A 24725-nucleotide genomic window follows, 5' to 3' on the forward strand; every position below is an offset into this window, starting at 1 on the left:
CGCTAACACTACTGCTGTCACGCCAATGATGGCGCAATATCTTGAAATAAAACAACAATATCCTGATGCTTTGTTGTTTTATCGCATGGGTGATTTTTACGAGCTGTTCTTCGACGATGCAGCGGCCGCTGCAGAGGCGCTTGATATCGCTCTGACAAAGCGCGGAAAGCACAACGGAGATGACATCCCGATGTGCGGCGTTCCAGTGCATGCCGCCGAAGGATATTTGCTGACGCTGATCCGGAAGGGATTTCGCGTTGCCGTTTGTGAACAAATGGAAAGCCCCGCAGAGGCGAAAAAACGCGGCTCAAAGTCTGTTGTGAAGCGCGATGTGGTGCGTCTGGTCACACCTGGCACATTGACCGAAGAAAGCCTGCTAGAGGCACGGCGCCACAATTATCTAGCGGCCATCAGCAACGTGCGCGGCGCTTGGGCAATTGCGTACACGGATATTTCCACAGGGGCGTTTCATGCGTTGTCACTGCCGCAGGCCCGTGTCGGATCCGAACTCGCTCGGTTAGCGCCTTCTGAAGTTTTGATTTCCGAAAGTATGGATGAAGGCTTCGCCACGGTTCTGGATGATATCGGCGTGGTTCCGACATTCCTTGGTCGGGCGTCATTCGACTCTACTTCGGCGGAAAAGCGGCTTTGTGACGTATTTGGTGTCGCCTCGTCCGATGCATTTGGGAACTTCGAACGTACTGAGCTTTCCGCGCTTGGTGCCGTTGTCGATTACCTTGAGATTACGCAAAAGGGGAACCTTCCCTTGCTGCAACCGCCGCGTCAGGAAAACGTGTCGCGTCTTTTGCAGATCGACAATGCCACACGCAAAAACCTTGAACTGACGCAATCCATGCAAGGGGGTCGCGCGGGTTCTTTGCTGTCTGTCATTGACCGCACGGTCACTGCTGCGGGCGCGCGCTTGCTCGAACGCCGCCTGTCTTCGCCATCCCGCGATTTGGATACGATTCACCAAAGGCAAGACGGCGTTAGTTGGGCGGTTGAGGCCGCTGACCTTTCTGAAAGGCTGATCTCGGCTTTAAAGAAAGTGCCCGACATCGACCGCGCGCTGTCGCGATTGGGTCTGGATCGAGGTGGACCCCGTGACCTGGCCGCCGTGCGCAATTCGCTTGGCCAAGCCGAGGAAATCGCTGCGCTGGTAGAATGTAGCGACCTGCCCGAGTTGTTGCAGAACGCCCGCGCCGCTTTGGTCGGCCATGACGATCTGAGCAGTCTGCTTGATAACGCACTTGTCGCAGAACCGCCGTTGCTAGCCCGTGACGGTGGATTTATTGCCGAAGGCTACGATGCCGAGTTGGACGAAGTTCGCACACTGCGCGACGAGGGTCGTGGCGTGATTGCGCGCCTTCAGTCGGAATATGCAGAAAAAGCCGGCGTATCGTCGCTCAAGATCAAGCACAACAACGTGCTCGGCTACTTCATCGAAACCACCGCGCTCCACGCCGAAAAGATGATGTCTGCACCGCTGTCAGAAACTTTCATTCATCGGCAAACCACAGCCAATCAGGTGCGCTTTACAACCGTTGAACTGTCAGAGCTTGAGACCAAAATTCTGAACGCTGGCGGACGCGCGATCGAGATTGAAAAAGCCCATTTTCAGGCGCTACAGAGCCGAATTACCGAAAACGCACCCGCCCTGACCCAGCTTTCCCTGGCACTGGCCGAGTTCGATGTCGCAACGGCCATGGCCAAACTCGCGAAATCGGAAGACTGGGTGAAACCGACGGTTGATGACAGCCGCGCGTTTCACGTGGAACAGGGGCGCCATCCTGTTGTGGAACATGCCCTGCGAAATGCCGGTGGCGCCCCATTCATTGCTAATGACTGCGAACTGTCGCCCAATGCCGACGGCCCAGCGCTACAATTGCTGACCGGTCCGAACATGGCGGGTAAGTCGACCTACCTCCGACAAAACGCGCTGATCGCCATTCTGGCACAGATGGGGGCTTATATTCCCGCCAAGGCGGCCCATATCGGCCTTGTCGGACAAATCTTTAGCCGCGTTGGTGCGTCAGACGATTTGGCGAAAGGGCGTTCGACCTTCATGGTGGAAATGGTCGAAACTGCCGCCATTCTGAACCAGTCGGATGATCGAGCGTTGGTCATTCTGGATGAAATCGGCCGAGGCACAGCGACCTATGACGGCCTGTCCATTGCGTGGGCAACGCTAGAGCATCTGGCCGAGGTCAATCGCGTGCGCGGGTTGTTCGCAACGCACTATCACGAAATGACCGCCCTTGCCGACAAACTGCCCGGCGTGTCCAACGCCACGGTCACTGTGAAAGAATGGGAAGGTGAGGTCATCTTCCTGCACGAAGTGCGTGCCGGTGCAGCCGACCGGTCCTATGGTGTGCAGGTGGCGCAACTGGCTGGTCTGCCGAAAGCGGTGATTTCCCGCGCGAAGTCTGTGCTAGAGTCGCTTGAGCAAGGCGAACGCGAAAAGACGTCCCCTGCCCGTTTGATCGACGACCTGCCTTTGTTCTCTGTTGTGACTGAGACTGTAAAACAGGAGACTGTTGCCGCCAAACCTTCTGCAGCTGAAGAGCGGTTAAAGGAAATTGTGCCTGACGATCTGACGCCGCGCGAGGCGCTACAAATTTTGTATGAACTTCGCGAACTGGCGAACGGATAAAAAAGGCGGCCAGTGGCCGCCTTTTCCATTTTAGCTTGCTGGCATCGAACTGACGCCGACTTGCGCGGGGCGCAGCAGGCGGTCGTACAGCATAAACCCTTCGGCAGAGACCTGAATGATCTCGCCCGCTTTGGTGCCCGGCACGGGCGCTTCGAACATCGCCTCGTGGTGCGTCGGATCGAATTTGTCGCCAACTTCCGGCGCGATTTTTTCGATGCCGTGCTTTTTGAAGACGTTCAGAAGTTCGCGCAGCGTAAGCTCGATCCCCTCAACCAATGCATCAGACGCAGGCGTCTGTTCTTCTTTTGCAGCCATCAGCGCGCGGCTTAGGTTGTCGTAGACAGACAGAATATCGCGGCTCATGCGTGTCGAGCCGTATTGCTCGGCTTCGCGGCGATCCTTGTCTGCGCGCTTCCGTGCGTTTTCGGCATCGGCCAAAGCACGCATGAAACGGTCTTTGTATTCGTCGCGCTCTGCTTCCAGCTCTTCGATGCGCGCTTCGGGGGAGTCCGCGTATTCTGCGTCTGCCTCTTCCTGCGCTGTCGCTTCAGCTTCGAGATCGTCGATATCATCGAGGAATTCGTCGTTCGTCGAGTTTGCCATGTTCATCCTCTATCTCCGGTCGGAGAGGAGCCTTCCGACCAACTGTGCGGTGTAATCCACGATCGGAACAATCCGGCCGTAGTTCAGGCGTGTCGGACCAATGACCCCGACCGCGCCAATAATCTTTCGGTCAGCGTTCATATAAGGAGACACGACCAGAGAGGAACCCGATAAAGAAAAAAGTTTGTTCTCAGAGCCGATAAAAATGCGCACACCGTCGCCATCTTCGGTCAATTGCAGGAATTCGGCGATGTCCCGCTTACGTTCAAGGTCGTCAAACAGTACGCGGATGCGATCAATCTCTTGTTCTTGGCCGTCCTGCCCCAAAAGATTCGACCTGCCCCGAACGATCAAACGTTCGGCCTGATCGTCATCGTCAGCCCACACTGCCAGCCCGCTTTGAACCAGATCATGGGCAAGCCCGTCGATCTGCCGCCGCTTCGCTTCAATCTGGCCTTTCAGATCGCGCTGGATTTCCGTCAGGGTTTTGCCCTCGGCCAGCGCGTTCAGAAAATTCGCAGCCTCGCGCATAGAGCTTGGCGTCTGCCCCGGAGGCGGAACAAATATGCGGTTTTCGACGTGTCCATCAGAGAAAACCAGAACCACCAAAGCCCTGTCGTGGGCAAGGCTGACGAACTCAATATGCTTGATCGCCGCTTCGTGCTTCGGTGTCAAAACCAGTGACGCGCCCTGCGTAACGCCCGACAAAGCGGAACCCACGCGATCCATGATGTCGCCGACGTCGTTCGCTTCTTTGCCCAACGTCGCGTCGATCTTTTCGCGGTCGTTGTCGTCCAGATGCTGAACCTCAAGCAGGCCATCGACAAACATCCGCAGCCCCGCCTGCGTCGGGATACGCCCCGCGCTGGTGTGGGGGCTGTCCAGTAGGCCCAGAAACTCCAGATCCTGCATGACGTTCCGGATGGTCGCGGCAGAGATTTTCTCGGACAGGGTACGTGTGAGCGTCCGTGAACCTATCGGCTCTCCGGTTTGTAGATACCCCTCAACGACCTGGCGAAATACCTCGCGCGAGCGGTCGTTCATCTGGTTCAGAATGGAAGTTCCGTCATTCATTGCTCAAACGCTCTTTCCTAAGCATTAAAGTCGGTTCCATCGAAAGGTCAATCGGGGTTGCGTGACCTGTGCCTGCGGCTATATCCCCGAACCAACCCCTAAGGAGAATTTCATGCGACCGTCCGGAAGACAACTAAACGAGATGCGCAGCGTTTCAATTGAAACAGATGTGACCAAGCACGCCGAAGGATCCTGCATGATCCGCATGGGCGACACCCACGTTCTGTGCACCGCGACGATCGAAGACCGCGTTCCGCCGTTTATCAAAGGCTCTGGTTTGGGCTGGGTTACCGCCGAATACGGCATGCTGCCCCGTTCGACATCCAGCCGTATGCGCCGTGAGGCCGCGACCGGTAAACAAGGCGGTCGTACCGTTGAAATTCAGCGCCTGATTGGTCGTTCCCTGCGCGCTGGCGTGGACCGCGTTGCCATGGGTGAACGCCAGATCACAATCGACTGTGATGTTATTCAAGCCGATGGCGGGACACGTTGCGCATCTATCACTGGCGGTTGGGTTGCGCTGCGTTTGGCTGTGAATAAACTGATGAAGGCTGGCGATATCGTAACCGATCCGCTGATTTCGCCCGTCGCGGCGGTTAGCTGCGGTATCTACGCCGGCCAGCCGGTGCTTGATCTGGACTACCCAGAAGACAGCGAAGCGGGCGTTGATGGTAACTTCATCCTGCGTGCTGACGGCCAAATGATCGAAGTGCAGATGTCCGCAGAAGGTGCCACATTCTCGCGTGCTCAGATGAACGAACTGCTTGATCTGGCTGACAAGGGCATTGGCGAACTGGTCGAGGCACAACTGAAAGCCGTGGGTGCGTAATGCCTAAGTTTAGCGAAAAGCGTCTTCTTGTTGCGACCCACAATGCTGGCAAGCTTGAAGAGATGAAGGCGCTTTTCGCGCCCTTCGGTGTTGAGGTTGTGGGCGCGAAGGAAATGAACCTTCCCGAACCCGAAGAAACCGGCACCACATTTGTCGAAAACGCCCGCATCAAGGCGCACGCTGCCGCCAAGGCAACAGGCCTCCCTGCCCTGTCTGATGACAGCGGAATCGAGGTTGATGCATTGGACAAAGCGCCGGGCGTATATACGGCTGACTGGTCTGAAACGCCGAATGGCCGCGACTTTGTAATGGCGATGACCAAAACCCATGATCTCTTGGTCGCTAAAGGCGCTCCTGAGCCGTGGACAGCGCGGTTTTGCTGTACTTTGGTCCTTGCTTGGCCCGATGGCCATGACGAGGTTTTCCCCGGTGTGATGGAGGGTAAGGTTGTCTGGCCAATGCGTGGCGATCAGGGTCACGGCTACGACCCGATCTTTGTTCCCGAAGGCTATGACATCACGTTCGGCGAAATGGATCGTTGGGAAAAGAACGAGATCAGCCACCGTGCCGATGCGTTTCGCAAGCTGACAGGTGCCCTGTTTGATTGAAGATTGGCGCAATGGGGGGTTTGGCCTGTACGTGCATTGGCCGTTCTGCGAAGCCAAGTGCCCCTACTGCGATTTCAATTCCCATGTTTCACGTGAAATAGACGAAGATCGCTGGCGCGCGGCGTATTTGTCCGAAATCGACCGGATCGCAGAGCTAACACCGGATCGCGTTCTGAACTCGGTTTTCTTCGGTGGTGGAACGCCCAGCCTGATGTCACCCGAGCTGGTGAATGCGTTGATTGAGCGTATTCGCGAAAAATGGACGTTCGCTAACAACATCGAAATCACGCTTGAGGCCAATCCAAGGTCTGTTGAGGCCGGACGTTTTCGCGGTTTTGCAGATGCCGGTGTCAACCGTGTTTCGATGGGTATTCAGGCTCTGAATAACCCTGATTTGGCCAAATTGGGGCGTTTGCATTCGGTCGAGGAAGCCCGCAAAGCCTTTGATACCGCGCGTTCGGTTTTCAAAAGGATCAGCTTTGATCTGATCTACGCTAGACAGGGCCAAAGCCTGAATGATTGGCGCAAAGAACTGACCGAAGCACTGGCGATGTCAGTGGATCATTTGTCGCTTTACCAGCTGACAATTGAGCAAGGCACCGCGTTCTGGGAACGACAGCGCCGTGGTCAACTGTCCGGCCTACCAGACGAAGACCTGTCCGCAGACATGTACGAACTGACGCAAGAGATTTGCGATCAGCACGGGATGCCGGCCTATGAGGTTTCAAACCACGCCGAACCCGGCGCGGAATCGCAGCACAACCTGATCTATTGGCGATACGGCGATTACGGCGGGATCGGTCCCGGTGCGCATGGCAGACTGTCTTTGAATGGACGGAAACACGCGACTGTGGCTTGGCGCAATCCAGGTGCTTGGCTGGAGAATGCTGAACAAGGTAACGGGGACCGCATCAACGATATCGTTTCCAACATTGATCAGGCTGGAGAATACCTGATGATGGGGCTTCGACTTCAGGAAGGCATAGATGTGGTGCGTGTTCGTGATCTGGATCCCGCCGCACTTTCACCCGAACAAACGAACAAAATGGCCGATCTCGGGTTAATTTGGCAGAACGGAAATCGTCTGGGAGCAACCCCACAGGGGCGGATGGTCCTGAATTCGCTGATTACCGAATTGCTGCCGGACCATCCTGAATAATTAGCGCGACGTGCTCAGCAACATGCAAAGTTCGTCCAACTGCTCAAGCGTATCATAGGAGATGCTGACCGAGCCCGCCTCTTGGCCGGGCTTGTGATCGATCCGAACCTTCATGCGCAGAGCGGCCGATAGATCGCCTTCAAGTGCTTTTGTGTCTGCATCTTTATCATCGCGCGGCTTCGCTTTGATCTTGGCGCTGTCCGGCGCGGCAACTGTTTTGGCCAGACGTTCGGTTTCACGCACAGAAAGCTGCTTTTCCACAACCAGCTTGGCAAGCTCGGAAGGGTTTTCAGCTGTGATCAATGCGCGCGCATGACCCGCGCTAAGCTTTCCCTCAACAAGAAGCGCCTGAACATCTTCGGGCAAGTTCAAAAGACGAAGTAAGTTTGCGATATAGCTCCGGCTTTTACCCAAGGCTTCTGCCAGCTTTTCTTGGGTATGGCCGAATTTCATCATCAGTTGACGATAGCCAGCCGCTTCTTCGATGGCATTCAGGTCAGCGCGCTGAATGTTTTCGATGATCGCGATTTCAAGCACCTCAGTGTCGGTGAATTCGCGAACTAAAACCGGCATTTCGTGCAACTGCGCCAGCTGCGAGGCACGCCACCGGCGTTCACCAGCTACGATTTCAAAACTGCCAGCTTCACCCGGTTTTTCCCGAACAATGATCGGCTGGATAACGCCTTTTTCCTTGATAGACGCCGCCAGTTCTTCCAACTGGTCCTGCGTAAAGGTGCGACGCGGCTGGTCCGGATTAGGGAAAATCCGTTCAATCGGTACCATGCGGTCCGCGCGTGCTGGCGTGGCGGCAGTCTGATCAGCCGGTGCCGACGGGGCCACATCCGACATCAGAGCAGAAAGACCGCGGCCCAACCCCCGACGTGTATCTTTTTTCGTAGTCATGATGCTCTCCTCATGCGGCCAATTTTCTGTTTTTCTTGATTAGTTCACGGGCAAGGGCGCGGTATGCCTGCGCACCCTTGGACATGCCATCATAGGATGTGACGGGCATCGCAAAAGACGGCGCCTCGCTGACCCTGACGTTTCTGGGAATAACTGTCTGGAAAACAAGATCCCCAAGATTGTCACGCGCATCCTCTTCTACCTGCAATGACAAGTTATTCCGCGCATCGTACATGGTCAGAACAATACCTTCGATCCTGAGCGCGGAATTCGCCGTTTCCCTCACCTCTCTGACCGTCAGCATTAGCTGAGACAGGCCCTCAAGCGCGAAGAATTCGCTTTGTAAGGGCACGAGGACGGAATGTGCGGCGACCATCGCATTCACCGTCAGCAAATTGAGCGAAGGCGGACAGTCGATCAGGATGTAATCAAAGCCGAAATCATCCATTGCAGGCTGGCGAAGCGCGTCGTGAAGCAAAAAGCTACGCTTTTCGGTCGAATAGAGCTCAATATCAGCCGAGCTCAGGTCAACGGTGGCTGGTACTACAAAGACACCTTCGGTTTCCGTCTTGCGGATTACCTCCTTCAACGGAACGTCCTCGAGCAGCAGTTCGTAAGAGGTGTATTCGCGCTCTGTGGGTTCAACACCAATGCCAGTGGACGCGTTTCCCTGGGGATCAAGATCAACAAGAAGGATCGACAGCCCCTCTTCCGCTAGCGCCGCGGCCAGATTGATAGAAGTCGTCGTTTTGCCGACCCCGCCCTTTTGGTTGGCGATTGCGATAATCTTCGGACCAACGGGACGCGTCGGATCAGACATGTTTGACCTCACTTATTTCCAGCACAACGGCGTCTGGATGTGTCGTACTGGGGTGCATTTTTGCTTGGAAATCCCAGTGTTCTTTTGCTGCTTCAACTTCTTTTTGCCACGTCGCCCCTTTCGGGAAAAGGGCTATTCCCTGTTCGGCCATATGTTGTTTTGCAAAGCCCAACAAACCATCAAGCGACGTCAATGCGCGGGCAGTTAGGATGTCTGCCCCCTGCCCTGGAACGTTCTCAATCCTGTCGGTAATAACTGTTCCTTCGACACCGATTTCCCGAAGTGCTGTGCGTAGAAAAGCAGATTTTCTGGCGTCACTCTCAACGAGAGTCACATCATGATCTCGATCCGTCTCCATCGCGCAAATCGCAGCAACGATACCGGGGAATCCCCCGCCACTACCTAAATCCACCCATTTACCGGATTTCGGGGCCAACTCGATAACTTGGAGGGAATCGACAATGTGCCGCTCCCAAGTATCAGCCAGCGTGCCCTTGGAAACGAGGTTGATCTTTGGTGACCACTTCAGAACCAGTGCTTCATAGGCGCGCAATCGGTCTAGTGTTTCACGTGAAACATTCATCTTGGGAACCTGTTACGCAGTTTTTTGACGGCTGGCTTGGCGAAGTTTGGACAGTAGCAGCGACAGAGCGGCCGGCGTCATTCCTTCGACCCGAGCAGCCTGAGCAAGGTTATCCGGACGTGCCCGCGTCAGCTTATCCTTCAGCTCGTTCGACAAACCACTCAGCACCCCGAAATCGAAATCGGACGGAATAGCCTGCTTCTCGTCTTTTCGAAGTGCTTCCACGTCTTTCTTCTGACGCTCGATGTAGCTTGCGTACGTCGCGTCTTTTTCAAGCTGGCGGCGAATACCATCAGGTACACTTTCAAGCGAAGAATCCGCTGCAAGCAGCGACTCAAAGGACGTATCCGGGAACGCAAGAATTTCCATACCATTCCGGCGGGCACCGTCCTGATTCACAGTTAAACCAATCTCACTCAGCTCCTTTGGAGTCAGGCTGAGTGCTTCCAGTGACTCTTTCGCAGAATGCAAAGCTTCCATCTTTGATTGGAACGCGGACTTTCTGACATCGCCCACAAGTCGAAAATCCAGACCAATCTGTGTAAGGCGTTGGTCCGCATTATCAGCCCGCAGTGACAGGCGGAACTCTGCGCGGGACGTAAACATCCGGTAAGGTTCGCTAACGCCACGCGTGGTTAGATCATCAATCATCACGCCAATATAGCTGTCAGACCGGCTTAGAATGAATGGGTCTTTCCCCGAAGAACGAAGCGCCGCGTTTGTACCGGCGATCAAACCCTGTGCGGCTGCTTCTTCATAACCGGTTGTGCCGTTGATTTGGCCAGCCAAGAACAGGCCATTCACACCTTTGACCGCCAACTGCAGATCAAGCGCACGGGGATCTACATAGTCATATTCAATCGCGTAACCCGGTTGTAGGATTTCTGTCTTTTCCAAACCCTCGATCGAGTGGACATAATCCTCTTGCACATCAGCCGGTAAGGACGTCGAAATCCCGTTGGGGTAAACGGTGTGATCATCGACGCCCTCAGGTTCAAGAAAAATCTGATGCGATGTTTTATCAGCAAAACGGACGACTTTGTCTTCGATCGAGGGGCAGTATCGCGGCCCGACGCCTTCGATATGGCCACCGTACATCGCTGAGCGTTCTAGGTTAGAGCGGATGATCTCATGCGTTTTTTCATTCGTGTGCGTGATGCCACAAGAAATCTGCTTTGCTGTCGGTGACTTGGATAAGAACGAAAACATTACCGGTTCATCGTCGCCGGGTTGCGTATCCAAGCGATCCCAATCAATTGTACGACCATCAAGTCGCGGAGGCGTGCCAGTTTTCAGTCGACCCAACGGTAAACCAAATTCATCAATACGCTCGGCCAGTCGTACAGAAGCTTGGTCACCCATACGACCCCCGGCATAGGACGTATCCCCAATGTGGATTACGCCACGTAGGAAAGTTCCCGAGGTCAAGACAACGGATTTAGAGCTAATCGTTGTTCCGTCGGCCAGAGCAACGCCCGACACAGTATCGCCATTCAGAAGAAGGTCGATGACCTCACCTTCAATAATCGTCAAGTTCTCTTGGCTTTTAGTCAGCGCAAGCATCTCTCGTCGATAGATCTTTCTATCGGCTTGCGCACGTGGCCCCTGTACTGCCGGCCCTTTCCGGCGGTTCAGAAGCCGAAATTGAATGCCTGCAAGGTCAGCGGCCCGCCCCATCACGCCATCCAACGCATCGATTTCGCGGACAAGGTGACCCTTACCCAAACCACCGATTGCTGGGTTACAAGACATCACGCCGATATCCGCCTCGCGCATGGTTATCAGAGCGGTCTTTGCGCCTGTACGTGCTGATGCGTGGGCCGCTTCTGTCCCGGCGTGGCCACCGCCAACAACGATCACATCAAAGTCCAAATGTTTCACGTGAAACACTCCTTACTTTCCAAGACAGAAACTTGAGAAGATTTCGTCCAACAGGTCTTCAACGCCAACTTTACCAACAAGACTTTCAAGTCCACGTACGGCGGTTCGAATCTCTTCAGCAGCGATATCATAAATTTCGGAGCCTTCCGAAACCAATCTTTCAGCAGTTTCCAGATGTTTAACACCCTGGACAAGTGCGACGCGATGACGTTCTCGGGTGGCAAGACCAGCACCAGCAACTTTCTGCTGCAAAGCATAGGTTATCGATTGAATGACTTTATCCAGCCCCTCACCTGATTTGGCCGAGATAGCGTCGGCCTTTCCGGTTAAATCAGCCTTTGTTTCAAAAACCAAATCTTCTGCTTCGATGAAGTCCGGAACAGCTTCATCACCGGATTTCAGAAACACACGAAGGTCTGCAGCCGAAGCCCTATCTTTTGCTCGCGCGATACCAAGTGCTTCAATTGTATCCTCGGTCTCTCGTAAGCCAGCCGTATCCAACAAGGTTACGGGGATACCGGAGAGGTCCATTCGCACCTCGATCACATCGCGCGTCGTTCCCGCAATTTCAGACGTGATGGCTGCGTCGCGACCAGCAAGCGCGTTGAGCAAAGTGGATTTACCCACATTCGGGGCGCCTATGATTGCAACCTCGAAACCGGACCGAATTCGTTCAGCGCTTTGAAAACCAGTCAGCTCTTTATTTAAAGCGCCGATTACCATTTTCAGAAGCTCGGAAACTTCTGCTGAAACATCCTCTGGTACTTCTTCATCAGCGAAGTCGATAACCGCTTCTAGCAAAGAAGCCGCCCGGATCAGCGATTGCCGCCACGATAGAACGCGTTCACCGAACGCGCCGTCGAACATTCGCAAAGCTTGTTTTCTTTGCAGCTCTGTTTCGGCCTCGATCAGATCAGAAAGAGCTTCGACCTGAACAAGATCAAGGCGCCCACTCTCCATTGCGCGACGTGTAAACTCACCAGGTTCAGCCAATCTACAGTCACTAAACCCGCCCAACTCTTTCAAAATAGAGTTTACGACTGCAATACTTCCGTGGGTCTGAAGCTCGACCGTTTTTTCACCAGTGAAGCTTTCTTTGTCCTCAAAAGTAAGAACCAAAGCTTCATCAAGATAGGTTCCATCAGTCGCTGTAAGACGTCGTAGACCAGCTTTACGCGGCTTAGGCAGGCTACCGGCAAGCGCGGTGCCTACATCCCACGACTGAGGACCTGAAATACGGATTACAGCAACGCCAGCGCGCCCCTGCGCGGTGGCAAGGGCAAAGATCGTATCCATCCGCTAGCGCCCCTGATTTAGGTGTTCATAGAATCGAAGAATTCAGAGTTCGTTTTAGTCTGTTTCAGCTTCGATTGCAGGAATTCGATCGCGTCCGTTGTGCCCATCGGGTTCAGGATACGGCGGAGAACGAATGTTTTCTGCAGATCTGCCTTATCGACCAACAGATCTTCCTTACGCGTACCGGACTTGAGAATATCCATCGCCGGGAAGACGCGTTTATCCGCGACCTTGCGATCCAGAACGATTTCAGAGTTACCCGTACCTTTGAATTCTTCAAAGATGACTTCGTCCATACGGCTGCCTGTGTCGATCAGTGCCGTTGCGATGATGGTCAGAGAGCCGCCCTCTTCGATGTTACGCGCGGCACCGAAGAAGCGCTTGGGGCGCTGCAGGGCGTTTGCGTCAACACCACCAGTCAGAACCTTACCAGAGGAAGGTACGACAGTGTTAAAGGCGCGGCCAAGGCGTGTGATCGAGTCGAGCAGGATCACGACGTCACGCTTATGTTCAACAAGGCGCTTGGCTTTCTCGATAACCATTTCGCTGACGGCCACGTGACGTGTCGCAGGTTCGTCGAAGGTCGAGGAAATAACCTCACCCTTAACAGAACGCTGCATGTCGGTAACTTCTTCCGGACGTTCATCGATCAGAAGAACGATCAGATAGCATTCCGGATGGTTCTTTTCGATGCTGGACGCGATGTTCTGCAGCAGAACGGTTTTACCAGTCCGCGGCGGCGCAACGATCAAAGAACGCTGACCTTTACCGATCGGCGCGACCAGGTCGATGATACGCGCGGATTTGTCTTTGATGGTTGGATCTTCGATTTCCATCTTCAGGCGCTCATCTGGATAGAGCGGTGTCAGGTTATCGAATGCGATCTTGTGACGTGCTTTCTCAGGATCTTCAAAGTTGATCTGCGATACGTCCATCAAAGCAAAGTAACGTTCTTCACCCTCAGGTGCTTTGATCTGACCTTCGATTGTATCGCCTGTTCTCAGAGAAAATTTGCGGATCATGTCGGGCGATACATAAATATCGTCAGGACCCGGCAGGTAGTTCGCTTCCGGAGAACGCAAGAAACCAAAACCGTCCTGAAGAACTTCAAGAACGCCATCACCATAAATGTCCCAGCCTTCATCTGCGCGTTCACGCAGAATTTGGAACATCATTTCGCCTTTTCGCATGGTCGAGGCGTTTTCGATCTCAAGCTCTTCAGCAAGCGCCAAAAGGTTCTTGGGGCTTTGGGCCTTAAGATCGGACAGGTTCAGTTTTTCGAGATTCATCGCACACTCTCTGCACCTGATCGATGCAGTTCAAAGCAGTTATTTTGGAAAACACGTTCCTCAGGACTGAGGCGTTGGAACACAGGTAAGAAAGTTACCGTGTGAAGTCAATCGTCGAGGTCAGGCAGGTAATCTTTATAAAATAAAGAAAATATTTAAGAGATGATTTTGTTTGTTGGGGATTTGTTAAGCTTGGGATTAATGAGTTTCTGGCCGTTTTTCCACACTCAGCACAGATTGTGGAAAACTTGGTGTACCAAAATTCTTGTATACTAGATTAATCAAGGAAAAATGTTATTTAACAAAGTCTTATTGTGATTCTGGATTTCATTATTTCTTGTACATATCTTGGTAGAGATACAAGAAATTTTAGCTTACGCACATCGGTAAAGTTATCCCGTCCCCAAACTGATAATCTTACTGAACGTCGGGAAAAACATGGAAGTTGTCCACGGCTTGCATGATCGTGTTAATTTTCCCATGAACGATCCAACCACATTTACCCGCGGTTATTCGACGAGTTTTCCACATGAAAAATCCGCTCATCCTCGCTTCAGGATCAAAAATCCGCACCGAACTGCTGTCGTCGGCTGGAATCACCCACTCAGTACACGTCGCACGGATTGATGAAGATTCGGTTCGCGGTGCCTTGGAAGCCGAGCAGGCCAAACCCCGTGACGTGGCTGATACGCTGGCCGAATTGAAGGCACGGAAGATTTCACAGAAGAACCCTGGCGCGTTTGTTCTGGGGTGTGACCAGATTTTGCAAATCGATGATCGTATCCTGTCCAAACCGGAAACCATCGAACAGGCGAAGGAACAGCTGACTTTTCTAAGCGGGAAAAAGCACATGCTGCTTTCAGCTGCGGTTCTTTACCAAGATGGCGAGCCGAAATGGCGCCATATAGGGATGGTGCGCCTTTATATGCGCGAACTGTCAGATGGGTTCATTGATGATTATCTCGGGCGGAACTGGCCCTCGGTTGCAGACTCTGTCGGTGCGTACAAATTGGAAGAGGAAGGTGTTCGATTGTTCACGCGGATTGAAGGTGATCATTTCAATGTGCTTGGTCTTCCGCTTATAGAGTTTATCAATCATCTGACGTTGATCGGAGAACTGGCATCATGACCGCAAATCGTATCCCGTTGGCGGGTGTTATCGGGTCCCCTATTGCGCATTCGAAATCGCCTCAGCTTCATGGCTATTGGCTACGGAAATACGGTTTGCCTGGCTATTACATCCCGATGGAGATTGCCGCTGACAAACTGGAAAGCGCCTTGAAAACGCTGCCAGAGCTGGGGTTTGTGGGCGTCAATGTGACCATCCCTTATAAGGAAAAGGTGCTTGAGATTGCTGATCTGATTACAGATCGGGCAGCGGTGATCGGGGCTGCCAACACATTGATTTTCCGCAGTGATGGTAAAATTCACGCCGATAATACAGATGGTTACGGATTTATCGCCAACCTGCGCCAGAAAGCACCGACTTGGGAACCAAAGGCAGGGCCGGCTGTCGTTCTTGGGGCGGGCGGCGCGGCTCGTGCGATTGTTGCGTCATTGATCGAGGCTGGATGCCCAGAGATTTGGATCACCAACAGAACGCGGGCACGGGCCGATAAGCTACGCGAAGATTTCGGCAAACGCCTGAGCGTTATCGAATGGGTGCAGGCAGGAAATGTGATGGAAGACGCCGCGACTGTTGTGAACACGACGTCGCTTGGCATGGTCGGAAAGCCCGAGTTGCGCGTGCCGCTTGACGGGTTGCGGCCGACAACTTTGGTTACAGACATCGTATACACACCGCTGGAAACCAAGCTTCTCAAAACTGCGCGCGAAATCGGCTGCCCGACTGTCGATGGCTTGGGCATGTTGCTGCATCAGGCGGTTCCGGGGTTTGAACGCTGGTTCAACAAGCGCCCTGAAGTGGATGATGCACTGCGCGCGGCCGTTTTGCGATGACACTTAAAATCGGTCTGACCGGATCTATCGGCATGGGTAAGTCGACAACGTCCAAGATTTTCAAAGATCTTGGATGCGACGTATGGGATGCTGATGCAGCCGTTCACCGCCTCTACGAACAAGGCGGCGCGGCGGTAGCCCCAATTCAGAACCTGTGGCCACAAGCAATCTCTGACGGCGCTGTTTCCAGAGACCGGTTGAAAGATATCATTTCTACGGAAAGTGATGCCTTGTCCAAACTGGAAAAGATCGTGCACCCGTTGGTCAGACAGGATCGGGCGGAATTCGCAGCGCATTCGAAAGCGGACTGCATCGTTTTTGACATCCCCCTGTTGTTCGAAACGAACTCAGAGGGTGAATTTGACGCTGTTGTCTGCGTTGACGTGAATCCAACCATTCAACGGGAACGCGTTATGGCGCGGGGCACGATGACAGAAGCGCAGTTTGAACAAATTCTGTCCAAGCAGATGCCGAACGACGAAAAAGTTCGGAGATCTAATTTCAGGGTTCGGGCAGATACCCTTGAAATGGCGGAAAACGACGTCAAAACTGTGCTTGAAACCCTGAAAAGTGGCTCTGACAATGCGTGAAATCGTTCTGGATACCGAAACCACAGGCTTTGACCCCGAGTCCGGCGATCGGATCGTAGAAATCGGTGCTGTCGAGCTGTGGAACCATGTGGCCACGGGCAATACGTATCACCAATACATCAACCCAGAACGGTCGATGCCGCAGGAAGCGTTTGAAGTTCACGGGCTGGGCGACGATTTTCTGCGTGATAAACCTGTCTTCGCCCAAATTGCGGATGCATTTCTGGAATTCGTTGGGGATTCCAAAATGATCATCCACAACGCCAGCTTCGACATGAAGTTCCTGAATGCCGAGCTGAAGTGGCTGAACAAGCGCCAGCTGCCTTGGGAACAGGCGCTGGATACGCTTGCCATCGCGCGCAAACGTTTCCCGGGGTCGCCTGCGTCGCTTGATGCTCTGTGTCGCCGTTTTAACATCGACAACTCATCGCGGACATTGCACGGCGCTTTGCTCGACTCTGAAATTCTGGCCGAGGTTTATCTTGAGCTGATCGGCGGCAAGCAGCCCGATTTTGCGCTTTCCGTTTCAAAGGAAAAGACGGCTGGTGCATCAGTGGATACCGATTGGCGCCCCACCCGCCGCCCAACACCCTTGCCTTCGCGGATCACAGAAAACGAAAAGGCGGCACATGCCGCCTTTGTCGAAAAGCTCGGGGACAACGCCCTTTGGAATAAGGGCTGATATCTTAGGCTGTGCCTTGGGGCTCGGCCTGAGATGCCGCTGCGCGACGCTGAAGTTCCGCACGGTAAAGTGCAAGGAAATCAATCGTTTCAAGGTTCAGCGGCGGGAAGCCACCGTCACGTGTGACGTCGGCAACGATGCGGCGCACAAACGGGAACAGCATGCGCGGGCATTCGATCAGAAGGAACGGGTGGATCTGTTCCTCGGGTACGTTTTCAACGACGAAGACGCCTGCATATTCGATCTCAAGCAGGAACAGCTGGTCGCCGGATTCCTTGGCCTTGCTGTCGATCTTCAGCTTCATGACAACTTCGTACTGGTTTTCCGGAGCGCGTTTGCGCGCATCCAGATTTACCTGAACCTGAACGTCCGGCTGCGTGTCACCCTGCGCACCCTTTTGTGCGAGGATGTTTTCAAACGACATGTCCCGAATGAATTGGGCCAGTACGTTCATTTTAACCTGAGGTGCTGCTTCCGGTGCACCGTTCGTATTCGCATCACCCATGCGCTAAACTCCCTTAAATGGCTTTTGTTACCGCTTATCAGTGACGCGCGGTATCCTCAATGCTTAGTCCAGCCCGAACCGGGATGGGTGGGTTTGGGCGTTTTTGAAATATCTTCGTAATCGCCTTCGATGATTTCCCCCTGCCCGCGACCGGCGTTTGTGCGCGGATCATGTCGTTTGTGGCTGCTGTGCGAATAGCTGGCTGACTGACCCATAGAAAATTGGGTCACTTTGATGTTCTTGCGCGCCCAGCGCAAAACCGCGATGCGCACCGGCGGCGCCAGAAGTGCGAAACCAACCGCGTCGGTGAAAAAGCCGGGGGTTAGCAGCAGCGCACCAGCGATCAAGATCATCGCACCGTGGGCCAAAGGTTCGGTCGGGTCGCGAAGTTCAGAGAATGACGACTGTAGATTTCGTAGAGCTTGGGACCCCTGCGATCTAACCAGCCACGTGCCCAAAATCGCGGTAATCACCACGATTGCCAGTGTCGGGAAAAGGCCAATTAGGCCGCCAACCTGAATGAAAAGGGCAATCTCGATGATTGGGATGGCTAGAAATGCCAAAAAGAGCCACATTAATCTGATCTCCTAAGTCGTCGCGTACGGTGGACAGCTACGCGTGCACTCCCTACATAAGGTTTCAACACGTCCATTCAAAGAACCCAGCATGAGGTCTTGATGAATTTGCCTATTTTACAGCTGCTCGTACTTGCAGCTATCGCTGTGTTCCTGATCATTCGCCTGAAGAATGTTCTGGGGACACGTGAGGGCTTTGAAAAGCCCCCTGCCCCGCTTGATGCGGCGCCCCGCAAAGATCGTCGCAATTTCGAAGTGATCGATGGCGGTCCGGATCGGGATATCACCGATCACGTTGAAGAAGGCAGCGAAAGCGCCAAAGCTTTGGAGCAGATGAAGCGGGTCGAGCCCGCCTTTTCGGTTTCGGAATTCCTTGGTGGTGCCCGCGGTGCTTACGAAATGATCCTGATGGGTTTCGAAAATGGCCAGATCGAAGATTTGCGCCCCTATCTGGATGAGGATGTTTTTGAAAGCTTCGAAGAGGTGATCAAATCCCGTGAAGAACAGGGTCTGACAATCGAGGCAGAGTTTATCGGCGTGCGCGAAACCAAGCTGACCGAAGCCACCTTCGACGCTGCAACAGGTTTGGCGGAGCTGACCGTTCGTTTCTTTGGCGAACTGACCTTCGCAGTGAGCAATGCTGAGGGCGAGATCGTTGAAGGCGGCCCGACCGAAGTTAAGCGTCAGCGCGATGTCTGGACGTTCGCACGCAACATGGGCAGCGACGATCCGAACTGGCAACTTGTCGCAACGGGCGAATGATCCAAAGGATCGCTGCGGTCATATTAGCGGGGCTCGCTTTGGTAGGGACACAAGCCAGTGCTCAGGGGGACGATGGCGAAGACATCGTCTACTCGATCCTGTCGTTCGATGACCTCGAGGGCTGGGATCAGGATGACCATAGCGCCGCTCTTAAAGTGTTTCTGAACACGTGCAGCGATTTTGACGATCCTGACTGGCGAAATCTGTGTGCGGCTGCGAAAGATCAAAATCCCGCTTCAGCGAAAGAGTTCTTTGAACTGTTTTTCCGACCTGTGATGATCACGATCCCGGATCAGGAGCCACTTTTCACCGGCTATTTCGAACCGGAACTGACTGGCGCGCCCACACGCGGCGGGCCGTATCAGTATCCGATTTACAAAATGCCCCCGGAAGCGCGCCGAAACCAACCGTGGTATTCGCGCAGGGATATTCTGACATCTGGCGTTATGGATGGCCGCGGGCTTGAGATTGCCTGGGTTGATGATCCGGTCGAGCTTTTCTTTTTGCAAGTTCAAGGGTCAGGCCGTGTGCGCTTCCCCGACGGGCGCACGATCCGCGTCGGTTACGGCGGCGCCAATGGTCATGAATACCGGTCAATCGGGGTCGAACTGATCCGGCGTGGTACCTACAAATCGCATCAGGTGTCTGCCGACGTCATCAAGAACTGGGTGCGGCGCAATCCTGCGGACGGGACTGAACTTTTGTACCACAACCCGTCTTACGTGTTCTTTCGCGAAGTAAGTGAAGTGCCCGCCGATAAAGGCCCTTTGGGTGCCATGAACCGGTCTATCACCACGCTGCGCTCGATCGCGGTGGATAAGCGGTACACACCGCTTGGGGCCCCTGTCTGGGTCGAAAAGGATGGTGAGTCTCCGATGCGCAGGCTCATGATCGCGCAGGACACTGGTTCGGCCATCAAGGGTGCTCAGCGCGCTGATATTTTCATGGGTACTGGTGACAAAGCGGGAAAAGCGGCGGGCAAGCTGAAGGATCCGGGCCGGATGGTGGTGTTTCTACCAATCCAGCGGGCCTACGCGATGTTGCCGGATGTTTCCCAGTGAAACGTCGCAAGCTGGATCAGGAAGACGCCGATCTATGGTCGAGGGTCGCCAAAACGACTGAAAAGCTCGATAGGCGGGATTACTTTGCGCCGATATCCGGCGAAGAGGCTCCTGCCAAAAAGCCTGCGCCCAAACCAAAGCCCACACCCTTCAAAAGTTTCCGACTAGGTCAGTCGGCGACGCGGCTTCCCGAAGCTATCAAAGCGCCGGAAACCACTCATAAAAGATTGGCAAAGGATCCGGTGTCGATGGACGCCAAGGCCTTTGGCAAAATGAAGCGCGGTAAGCTGGTGCCCGAGGGGCGGATCGACCTTCATGGAATGACGCTTGATCAGGCGCATCCCGCGCTCAACCGTTTTGTCATGACATCCTTCTCACGGGGTCTTCGGCTGGTTCTGGTGATCACCGGTAAAGGCAGCCGCGAAGACCCGTACGATCCGATGCCACGCCGACGGGGTGTTTTGAAAACGCAGGTTCCGCTCTGGCTAAAGCTACCGCCTTTGGCACAGGTCGTGCTGCAGGTGACGCCCGCGCATATCCGCCACGGGGGCGAAGGTGCCTACTACGTGTATCTAAAGCGCCAACGCTAATCAGGTTTGTGCCTTAGGCGATTGGGACACATACGTCTGCCCGCATACAGTGTCATTTCCGGGCGTTTTGTGGCACAAGTTCATCGAACACTTTTAATTTTATAGATTCGACCTGTGCATTTGCAGAAAATCACATAGGTAGTCAGTTACCGACTACGGACGCCATTATGACACTCAAAGCCCTCATTGCGCTTGTACTTTTCCTTCCTGTTTTAGCGAATGCGCAGGACGCTGATCGTGGGCGCGCAGCGTTTGCAGATTGTGCTGCATGTCATATGGTCAAGGCACCGGATGGTCGTGCCCTGTTTCAGGGTGCCAAGGTTGGGCCGAACCTGTACGGGATTGCCGGTCGCACGGCAGGCAGCAGCAAAGGCTTCAATTATAGCCCTTCGTTGCGTCAGGCAGGCCAGCAAGGGCTGGTGTGGACGCCCGAAACGCTTGAGGCCTACCTGAAGAATCCTACGACGTTCCTGAAGAAGTGGCTTAAGGACGATACCGCGCGCGCACGGATGGCATACCGCCAAAGCCATAGCGCCAGAGACATCTACGCGTTTCTGAAATCCGCGAAGTAACGAAGACCCGAAAATTTCCCTTAAATTAGAGACTTAACCCTTGGTTAGAGTCTCGCCAAATAATCTGGTCCCGGGTGAGTAACGGGAGTGGATGCAATGGCATCTGGAAATGAATCTGCGCCGATTATTATCAAGCGCAAAAAGGTTGTCGCGGGCGATGGCCACCACGGCGGCGCGTGGAAAGTGGCCTACGCGGATTTCGTGACCGCGATGATGGCCTTTTTCATGCTGATGTGGCTGTTGAATGCGACGACGGAAAAGCAGCGGAAAGGTTTGGCTGACTATTTCAGCCCAAATATTTCGATCAGCCGCGTCTCTGGCGGCGGCGAAAAGGACCTTAGGGGGGATTCGGTTTTTGCCGAAGATACCCTGCCGCAGAACGGCACCGGAGCAACCGATCAAAAGCAGTCGAAATTCCAATCTGAATTGATCGAGGATCAAAGACTTCACCTCTCCGGTGCAGGTCCTAAAACGCAAGAAGAGCTGGATAAAATCCTGCGCGCAACGCTTGTCGAAAGTCTGGATGGCAACAGTTTGATGCCGCACGTCTCGGCGCGATTCACCGATGAGGGCTACGCAATCAGGCTGAATGATCTTCCTACGGCCGAACTATTCGACGGAACGACCCCGAGCGATCTTTTGGTAAAACTGTCTGGTGCTTTGACTGAGTTTGCTGAACTGACAAACCAGCAGATCGCATTGAAGGCAGGTGTGGCCAGTTTTCCGGTTGTGTTGGACAAAGATCCCACATGGTCCGTCTCTCAGGCACGCGCGGAGGCATTTTATACCCAACTTCTGGACGCCGGACTTAACGAGGCGCGCATCGCGCGGATGACCGCGCTGGGCGATCGATATCCGTTTCAGGAAAACCCGATGAACATCCGCAACAACCGGTTGGAGTTTGTCCTTTTGAAATAGGGTCGTCGTCGCGGAAAAGGAAAGATTTTTCCTATTAGGCTGCCGTTAAGACAGCGTGCGTAAGGGTAAGAGGAACAGTCGGAAACAGCAGAAAGGCGTTCCATGACCATCTCCTCCTCCCTGAACGCAGGTGTCGCGGGCCTGACGGCGAATGCCAGTAAATTGTCGTCGATTTCCGACAACATCGCGAACTCGGCAACGTATGGATACAAGCGGGTGGAAACAGATTTTCACTCGATGGTTATGTCGAATTCTGGCGGCACCTATACAGCTGGTGGCGTGCGTGCGACGTCGCAGCGCGTTGTCGATCAAAGTGGCTCGCTTGTCAGTACGTCTAATGCGACCGACATGGCAGTCCGCGGACGCGGCTTTCTTCCTGTAGCAGAGACATCTGATATCGAAGCTGGAAATGGCGCACCACAGATGCAGCTTATCACAACGGGGTCATTCCGGACGGATGCCAATGGGTATTTGGTAACGGAAACAGGCTTGGTTCTTCTTGGCTGGCCGGCAAGCACCGATGGCACTGTTCCTGTCTATCCCCGAGACACAAGTGACGGTCTTGAACCCGTCCAGATCAATGTGAACCAGTTTTCCGGTGAACCTACGACACGAGTGTCTTTGGGCCTGAACCTGCCTGCGACAGAGACGTATTCAACGGCTTCAGGCGATCCGCTGAACTTGTCGGTTGAATATTACGATAACCTCGGTGTTTCCGAGACGATCGATATCAACTTTACCCCGGTCCTGCTCGCATCCGGTGCCTCCAACACATGGCGTATGGAAATCACCGATAGTGCGACAGGCGGAACGTTGATCGGCGAATACGAACTGGTGTTCGATGACTCCCGATCAAGCGGTGGTACACTGTTGTCAGTCACTACCTTGTCCGGCGGTGCGTATGATCCTTCGTCCGGCTCTTTCGTGGCCAATGTTGCTAGTGGTCCGATCGAAGTCTCAATCGGTAACATTGGTGAAAACGATGGGATCACCCAGCTTTCCGACAGTTTCGCACCACTGAATATCTCAAAAGACGGCTCGCCAGTGGGCAACATGACATCTGTTGAAATTGACGAAAACGGCTTTGTTCATGCCTATTTCGATACCGGCATCACGCGCACAATCTACCAGGTTCCTTTGGTTGATCTGCCCAACCCCAACGGGCTGATCGCGCTGGATAACCAAGTTTATATCCCATCGCCCGAAAGCGGCAGCTACTTCCTATGGAACGCGGCGGATGGCCCGACGGGCGACATCGTTTCCTATGCACGAGAGGAATCCACAACTGATGTTGCAAGCGAGCTCACCAATCTGATCCAGACCCAGCGGGCGTATTCGTCGAACGCCAAAGTCATTCAGACGGTGGATGAAATGCTTCAGGAAACCACGAATATCAAACGCTGATCTGAAGGGGGCCTGAGATGACCATTTCATCAGCCATGTCCAATGCGCTGGGCGGCATGACCTATAATGTCCGCACGGCAGAGGTCATCGCGTCTAACGTCGCGAACGCAAGCAATGACGCCTACAGCAAGCGGGAGTTTGACAACGGATTGGTCAAACGGATCACCAACCCTGTCCTGCTGTCCGACCGCAGGCTCTCTGACGCCGAAGTGGGGTTGGCATCCGGTGGTCTAAAGGGCGCCCAGAAAATCGAACAGGTCTTCGGCACGATCGAGGATGCTGGTTCGATCAGCAGCTCGTTGGCTGCCTTTGATTCCGCGCTTGTCCTGGCCGCAAGCGATCCATCCTCAACCTTGCGTCTCGAGGCCGTTGTCGACGCGGCGAACGATCTGACAGCCGCGTTTAATGCGAAAGAGGCTGAGCTGCAGGATATCCGACGTCAGTCGGATTCAACAATTGCGTCTCAAGTTGAGCACCTCAACGCCAAGTTGGAAGAGGTGGCAAACCTGAACCACAGCATCTCGGTGGCCAAACATGGCGATGTCGAAGTGTCCGGCCTTATGGATCAAAGGCAAAAGGCCTTGGATGAGATTGCTGAACTCGTTCCGATCCGGACAGTTGCCCGTGATCGTGGCGAACTCACTGTCTACACAGAGGGCGGTGCCATACTGGTGGGTGATCAGGTTGCTGTAGTAGGTTTCGATAAAACGCCGACAATCGCAGCCCACATGACCCAAGCGAATGGATTGCTTGGCGGCTTAACGTTGAACGGCAGGCCAGTTTCTTTAACGGACAAAGGCCCCTTTGCAGGTGGCGCAATCGCTGCGCAGTTCCTTCTCAGGGATGAGACCGTTCCAGAATATCAGCAATCACTGGACGCCGCCGCTCAAGAGCTTGCTCTGCGGTTTGAAAGTGGCGGTCCAGATGGCACCATCGCAGCTAGTGCACCGGGCCTATTCACGGATATGGGCAACGTAACCGCCCCCCCTTCAACCGGACTTGCTGGTAGATTGCAGTTGAATTCGGCCGTCACAGCAGAAGATGCGTGGCGCATCAGGGATGGCATCTACGCGCCTGCAAATGGTGAGGTAGGCGACCCCACGGTCCTGAATTCAATGCTTTCATCGCTCAACGGAACAAGCGGCCCACAAAGTGTTTCGGGGTCTTTGTCCGACATGGTGATGGATCTTGAAAATCGTGCGGTATCGGCTCGGGTCCGCTTTGAAACACAGCAATCCGCAGCCACCGACAGAAATACTTCCCTTCGCGAAATCGAACTTTCTGAAGGGGTGGATACGGATCAAGAGCTTCAGAATTTGATGCTGGTTGAACGGGCTTATGCGGCCAACGCTCAGGTGCTCCAGACCTTGGACGACCTGATTACGCGCCTTCTCGAAATGTGAGGAACG

25 protein-coding genes are annotated in these 24725 nt (G+C 54.0%); 15 read left to right on the plus strand and 10 right to left on the minus strand.

Annotated elements, in window-relative coordinates; all coding sequences use genetic code 11:
- The first annotated feature begins 25 nt into the window (after positions 1–25).
- Positions 26–2653, plus strand: coding sequence for a DNA mismatch repair protein MutS (mutS, locus tag C4S59_RS12175; RefSeq protein ID WP_103910765.1), 2628 nt, complete (start codon positions 26–28; stop codon positions 2651–2653).
- A gap of 30 nt (positions 2654–2683) precedes the next feature.
- Here the strand turns inward: mutS and C4S59_RS12180 are convergent, their stop codons facing one another.
- Both C4S59_RS12180 and hrcA read right to left on the minus strand, forming a co-directional pair.
- Positions 2684–3256 carry a nucleotide exchange factor GrpE gene (locus C4S59_RS12180; RefSeq protein ID WP_103910862.1) on the minus strand — a complete coding sequence of 191 codons (573 nt, stop codon included), beginning with the start codon at positions 3254–3256 and terminating at the stop codon, positions 2684–2686.
- Positions 3257–3265: 9 nt separating this feature from the next.
- Positions 3266–4330, minus strand: a complete 1065-nt coding sequence (hrcA, locus tag C4S59_RS12185; protein WP_103910766.1) for a heat-inducible transcriptional repressor HrcA — start codon at positions 4328–4330, stop codon at positions 3266–3268.
- 112 nt (positions 4331–4442) lie between these two features.
- Here hrcA and rph point away from each other — a divergent pair, with 112 nt between their 5' ends.
- From rph to hemW, 3 genes are read left to right on the plus strand one after another with little or no spacing between them, the layout of a single operon-like run.
- Entirely contained in the window at positions 4443–5159 is a 717-nt protein-coding gene (gene rph, locus C4S59_RS12190) for a ribonuclease PH (RefSeq protein ID WP_103910767.1), read from the plus strand.
- Positions 5159–5767 carry an RdgB/HAM1 family non-canonical purine NTP pyrophosphatase gene (rdgB, locus tag C4S59_RS12195; RefSeq protein ID WP_103910768.1) on the plus strand — a complete coding sequence of 203 codons (609 nt, stop codon included), beginning with the start codon at positions 5159–5161 and terminating at the stop codon, positions 5765–5767. Before rph ends, rdgB begins: the two co-directional genes overlap by 1 nt.
- Complete coding sequence (gene hemW / locus C4S59_RS12200) at positions 5763–6926, plus strand: radical SAM family heme chaperone HemW (protein WP_103910863.1); 1164 nt, start codon at positions 5763–5765, stop codon at positions 6924–6926. Before rdgB ends, hemW begins: the two co-directional genes overlap by 5 nt.
- Here hemW and C4S59_RS12205 read toward each other — a convergent pair whose 3' ends face one another.
- From C4S59_RS12205 to rho, 6 genes are read right to left on the minus strand one after another with little or no spacing between them, the layout of a single operon-like run.
- Positions 6927–7829 carry a ParB/RepB/Spo0J family partition protein gene (locus tag C4S59_RS12205; protein WP_103910769.1) on the minus strand — a complete coding sequence of 301 codons (903 nt, stop codon included), beginning with the start codon at positions 7827–7829 and terminating at the stop codon, positions 6927–6929. It lies immediately after the preceding gene.
- 10 nt (positions 7830–7839) lie between these two features.
- Positions 7840–8649, minus strand: a complete 810-nt coding sequence (locus tag C4S59_RS12210) for a ParA family protein (protein WP_103910770.1) — start codon at positions 8647–8649, stop codon at positions 7840–7842.
- On the minus strand, positions 8642–9232 hold the full coding sequence (gene rsmG / locus C4S59_RS12215; protein WP_103910771.1) for a 16S rRNA (guanine(527)-N(7))-methyltransferase RsmG: 591 nt from the start codon (positions 9230–9232) through the stop codon (positions 8642–8644). Before rsmG ends, C4S59_RS12210 begins: the two co-directional genes overlap by 8 nt.
- 12 nt (positions 9233–9244) lie before the next feature.
- The gene (gene mnmG / locus C4S59_RS12220) at positions 9245–11113 is read right to left on the minus strand and encodes a tRNA uridine-5-carboxymethylaminomethyl(34) synthesis enzyme MnmG (RefSeq protein ID WP_103910772.1); all 1869 of its coding nucleotides are present in this window, start codon (positions 11111–11113) and stop codon (positions 9245–9247) included.
- A 12-nt stretch (positions 11114–11125) separates the two neighbouring features.
- Positions 11126–12409, minus strand: a complete 1284-nt coding sequence (gene mnmE, locus C4S59_RS12225) for a tRNA uridine-5-carboxymethylaminomethyl(34) synthesis GTPase MnmE (RefSeq protein ID WP_103910773.1) — start codon at positions 12407–12409, stop codon at positions 11126–11128.
- A 17-nt stretch (positions 12410–12426) separates the two neighbouring features.
- The gene (gene rho, locus C4S59_RS12230; RefSeq protein WP_103910774.1) at positions 12427–13698 is read right to left on the minus strand and encodes a transcription termination factor Rho; all 1272 of its coding nucleotides are present in this window, start codon (positions 13696–13698) and stop codon (positions 12427–12429) included.
- Positions 13699–14227: 529 nt separating this feature from the next.
- On the opposite strand from rho, the gene C4S59_RS12235 reads away from it, so the two are divergent.
- Genes C4S59_RS12235 through dnaQ form a run of 4 tightly spaced genes read left to right on the plus strand, consistent with a single transcriptional unit; the run spans position 14228 to position 16929 of the window.
- The gene (locus C4S59_RS12235; RefSeq protein WP_103910775.1) at positions 14228–14827 is read left to right on the plus strand and encodes a Maf family protein; all 600 of its coding nucleotides are present in this window, start codon (positions 14228–14230) and stop codon (positions 14825–14827) included.
- Entirely contained in the window at positions 14824–15657 is an 834-nt protein-coding gene (locus C4S59_RS12240; RefSeq protein WP_103910776.1) for a shikimate dehydrogenase, read from the plus strand. Before C4S59_RS12235 ends, C4S59_RS12240 begins: the two co-directional genes overlap by 4 nt.
- Positions 15654–16247, plus strand: a complete 594-nt coding sequence (gene coaE, locus C4S59_RS12245) for a dephospho-CoA kinase (RefSeq protein WP_103910777.1) — start codon at positions 15654–15656, stop codon at positions 16245–16247. Before C4S59_RS12240 ends, coaE begins: the two co-directional genes overlap by 4 nt.
- Complete coding sequence (gene dnaQ / locus C4S59_RS12250) at positions 16240–16929, plus strand: DNA polymerase III subunit epsilon (protein ID WP_103910778.1); 690 nt, start codon at positions 16240–16242, stop codon at positions 16927–16929. The genes coaE and dnaQ overlap by 8 nt, the downstream gene beginning before the upstream one ends.
- A 4-nt stretch (positions 16930–16933) precedes the next feature.
- Here dnaQ and secB read toward each other — a convergent pair whose 3' ends face one another.
- Positions 16934–17434 carry a protein-export chaperone SecB gene (secB, locus tag C4S59_RS12255; protein WP_103910779.1) on the minus strand — a complete coding sequence of 167 codons (501 nt, stop codon included), beginning with the start codon at positions 17432–17434 and terminating at the stop codon, positions 16934–16936.
- Between the two features lie 56 nt (positions 17435–17490).
- A complete protein-coding gene (locus C4S59_RS12260) occupies positions 17491–18009 on the minus strand; it encodes an FxsA family protein (RefSeq protein WP_103910780.1) in 519 nt (172 codons plus the stop codon).
- A 102-nt stretch (positions 18010–18111) separates the two neighbouring features.
- On the opposite strand from C4S59_RS12260, the gene C4S59_RS12265 reads away from it, so the two are divergent.
- From C4S59_RS12265 to flgK, 7 genes are all read left to right on the plus strand, one after another.
- Positions 18112–18771: a Tim44/TimA family putative adaptor protein gene (locus tag C4S59_RS12265; RefSeq protein WP_103910781.1), complete on the plus strand. Its 660-nt coding sequence runs from the start codon at positions 18112–18114 to the stop codon at positions 18769–18771.
- On the plus strand, positions 18768–19832 hold the full coding sequence (gene mltA / locus C4S59_RS12270) for a murein transglycosylase A (RefSeq protein WP_103910782.1): 1065 nt from the start codon (positions 18768–18770) through the stop codon (positions 19830–19832). The genes C4S59_RS12265 and mltA overlap by 4 nt, the downstream gene beginning before the upstream one ends.
- A complete protein-coding gene (locus C4S59_RS19690; protein ID WP_200813217.1) occupies positions 19829–20422 on the plus strand; it encodes a Smr/MutS family protein in 594 nt (197 codons plus the stop codon). Before mltA ends, C4S59_RS19690 begins: the two co-directional genes overlap by 4 nt.
- Positions 20423–20589: 167 nt before the next feature.
- Positions 20590–20994 (plus strand): c-type cytochrome, encoded by a 405-nt coding sequence (locus C4S59_RS12280; RefSeq protein ID WP_103910783.1) that lies wholly within the window; start codon positions 20590–20592, stop codon positions 20992–20994.
- Between the two features lie 96 nt (positions 20995–21090).
- Positions 21091–21912 carry a flagellar motor protein MotB gene (locus tag C4S59_RS12285; RefSeq protein ID WP_103910784.1) on the plus strand — a complete coding sequence of 274 codons (822 nt, stop codon included), beginning with the start codon at positions 21091–21093 and terminating at the stop codon, positions 21910–21912.
- A gap of 102 nt (positions 21913–22014) precedes the next feature.
- A complete protein-coding gene (locus C4S59_RS12290; RefSeq protein WP_103910785.1) occupies positions 22015–23316 on the plus strand; it encodes a flagellar hook protein FlgE in 1302 nt (433 codons plus the stop codon).
- A 17-nt stretch (positions 23317–23333) separates the two neighbouring features.
- A complete protein-coding gene (gene flgK / locus C4S59_RS12295; protein WP_103910786.1) occupies positions 23334–24719 on the plus strand; it encodes a flagellar hook-associated protein FlgK in 1386 nt (461 codons plus the stop codon).
- Positions 24720–24725: the final 6 nt, after the last annotated feature.

The sequence above is a fragment of the Thalassococcus halodurans genome (assembly GCF_900108225.1).
GTDB classification, from domain to species: Bacteria; Pseudomonadota; Alphaproteobacteria; order Rhodobacterales; family Rhodobacteraceae; genus Thalassococcus; species Thalassococcus halodurans.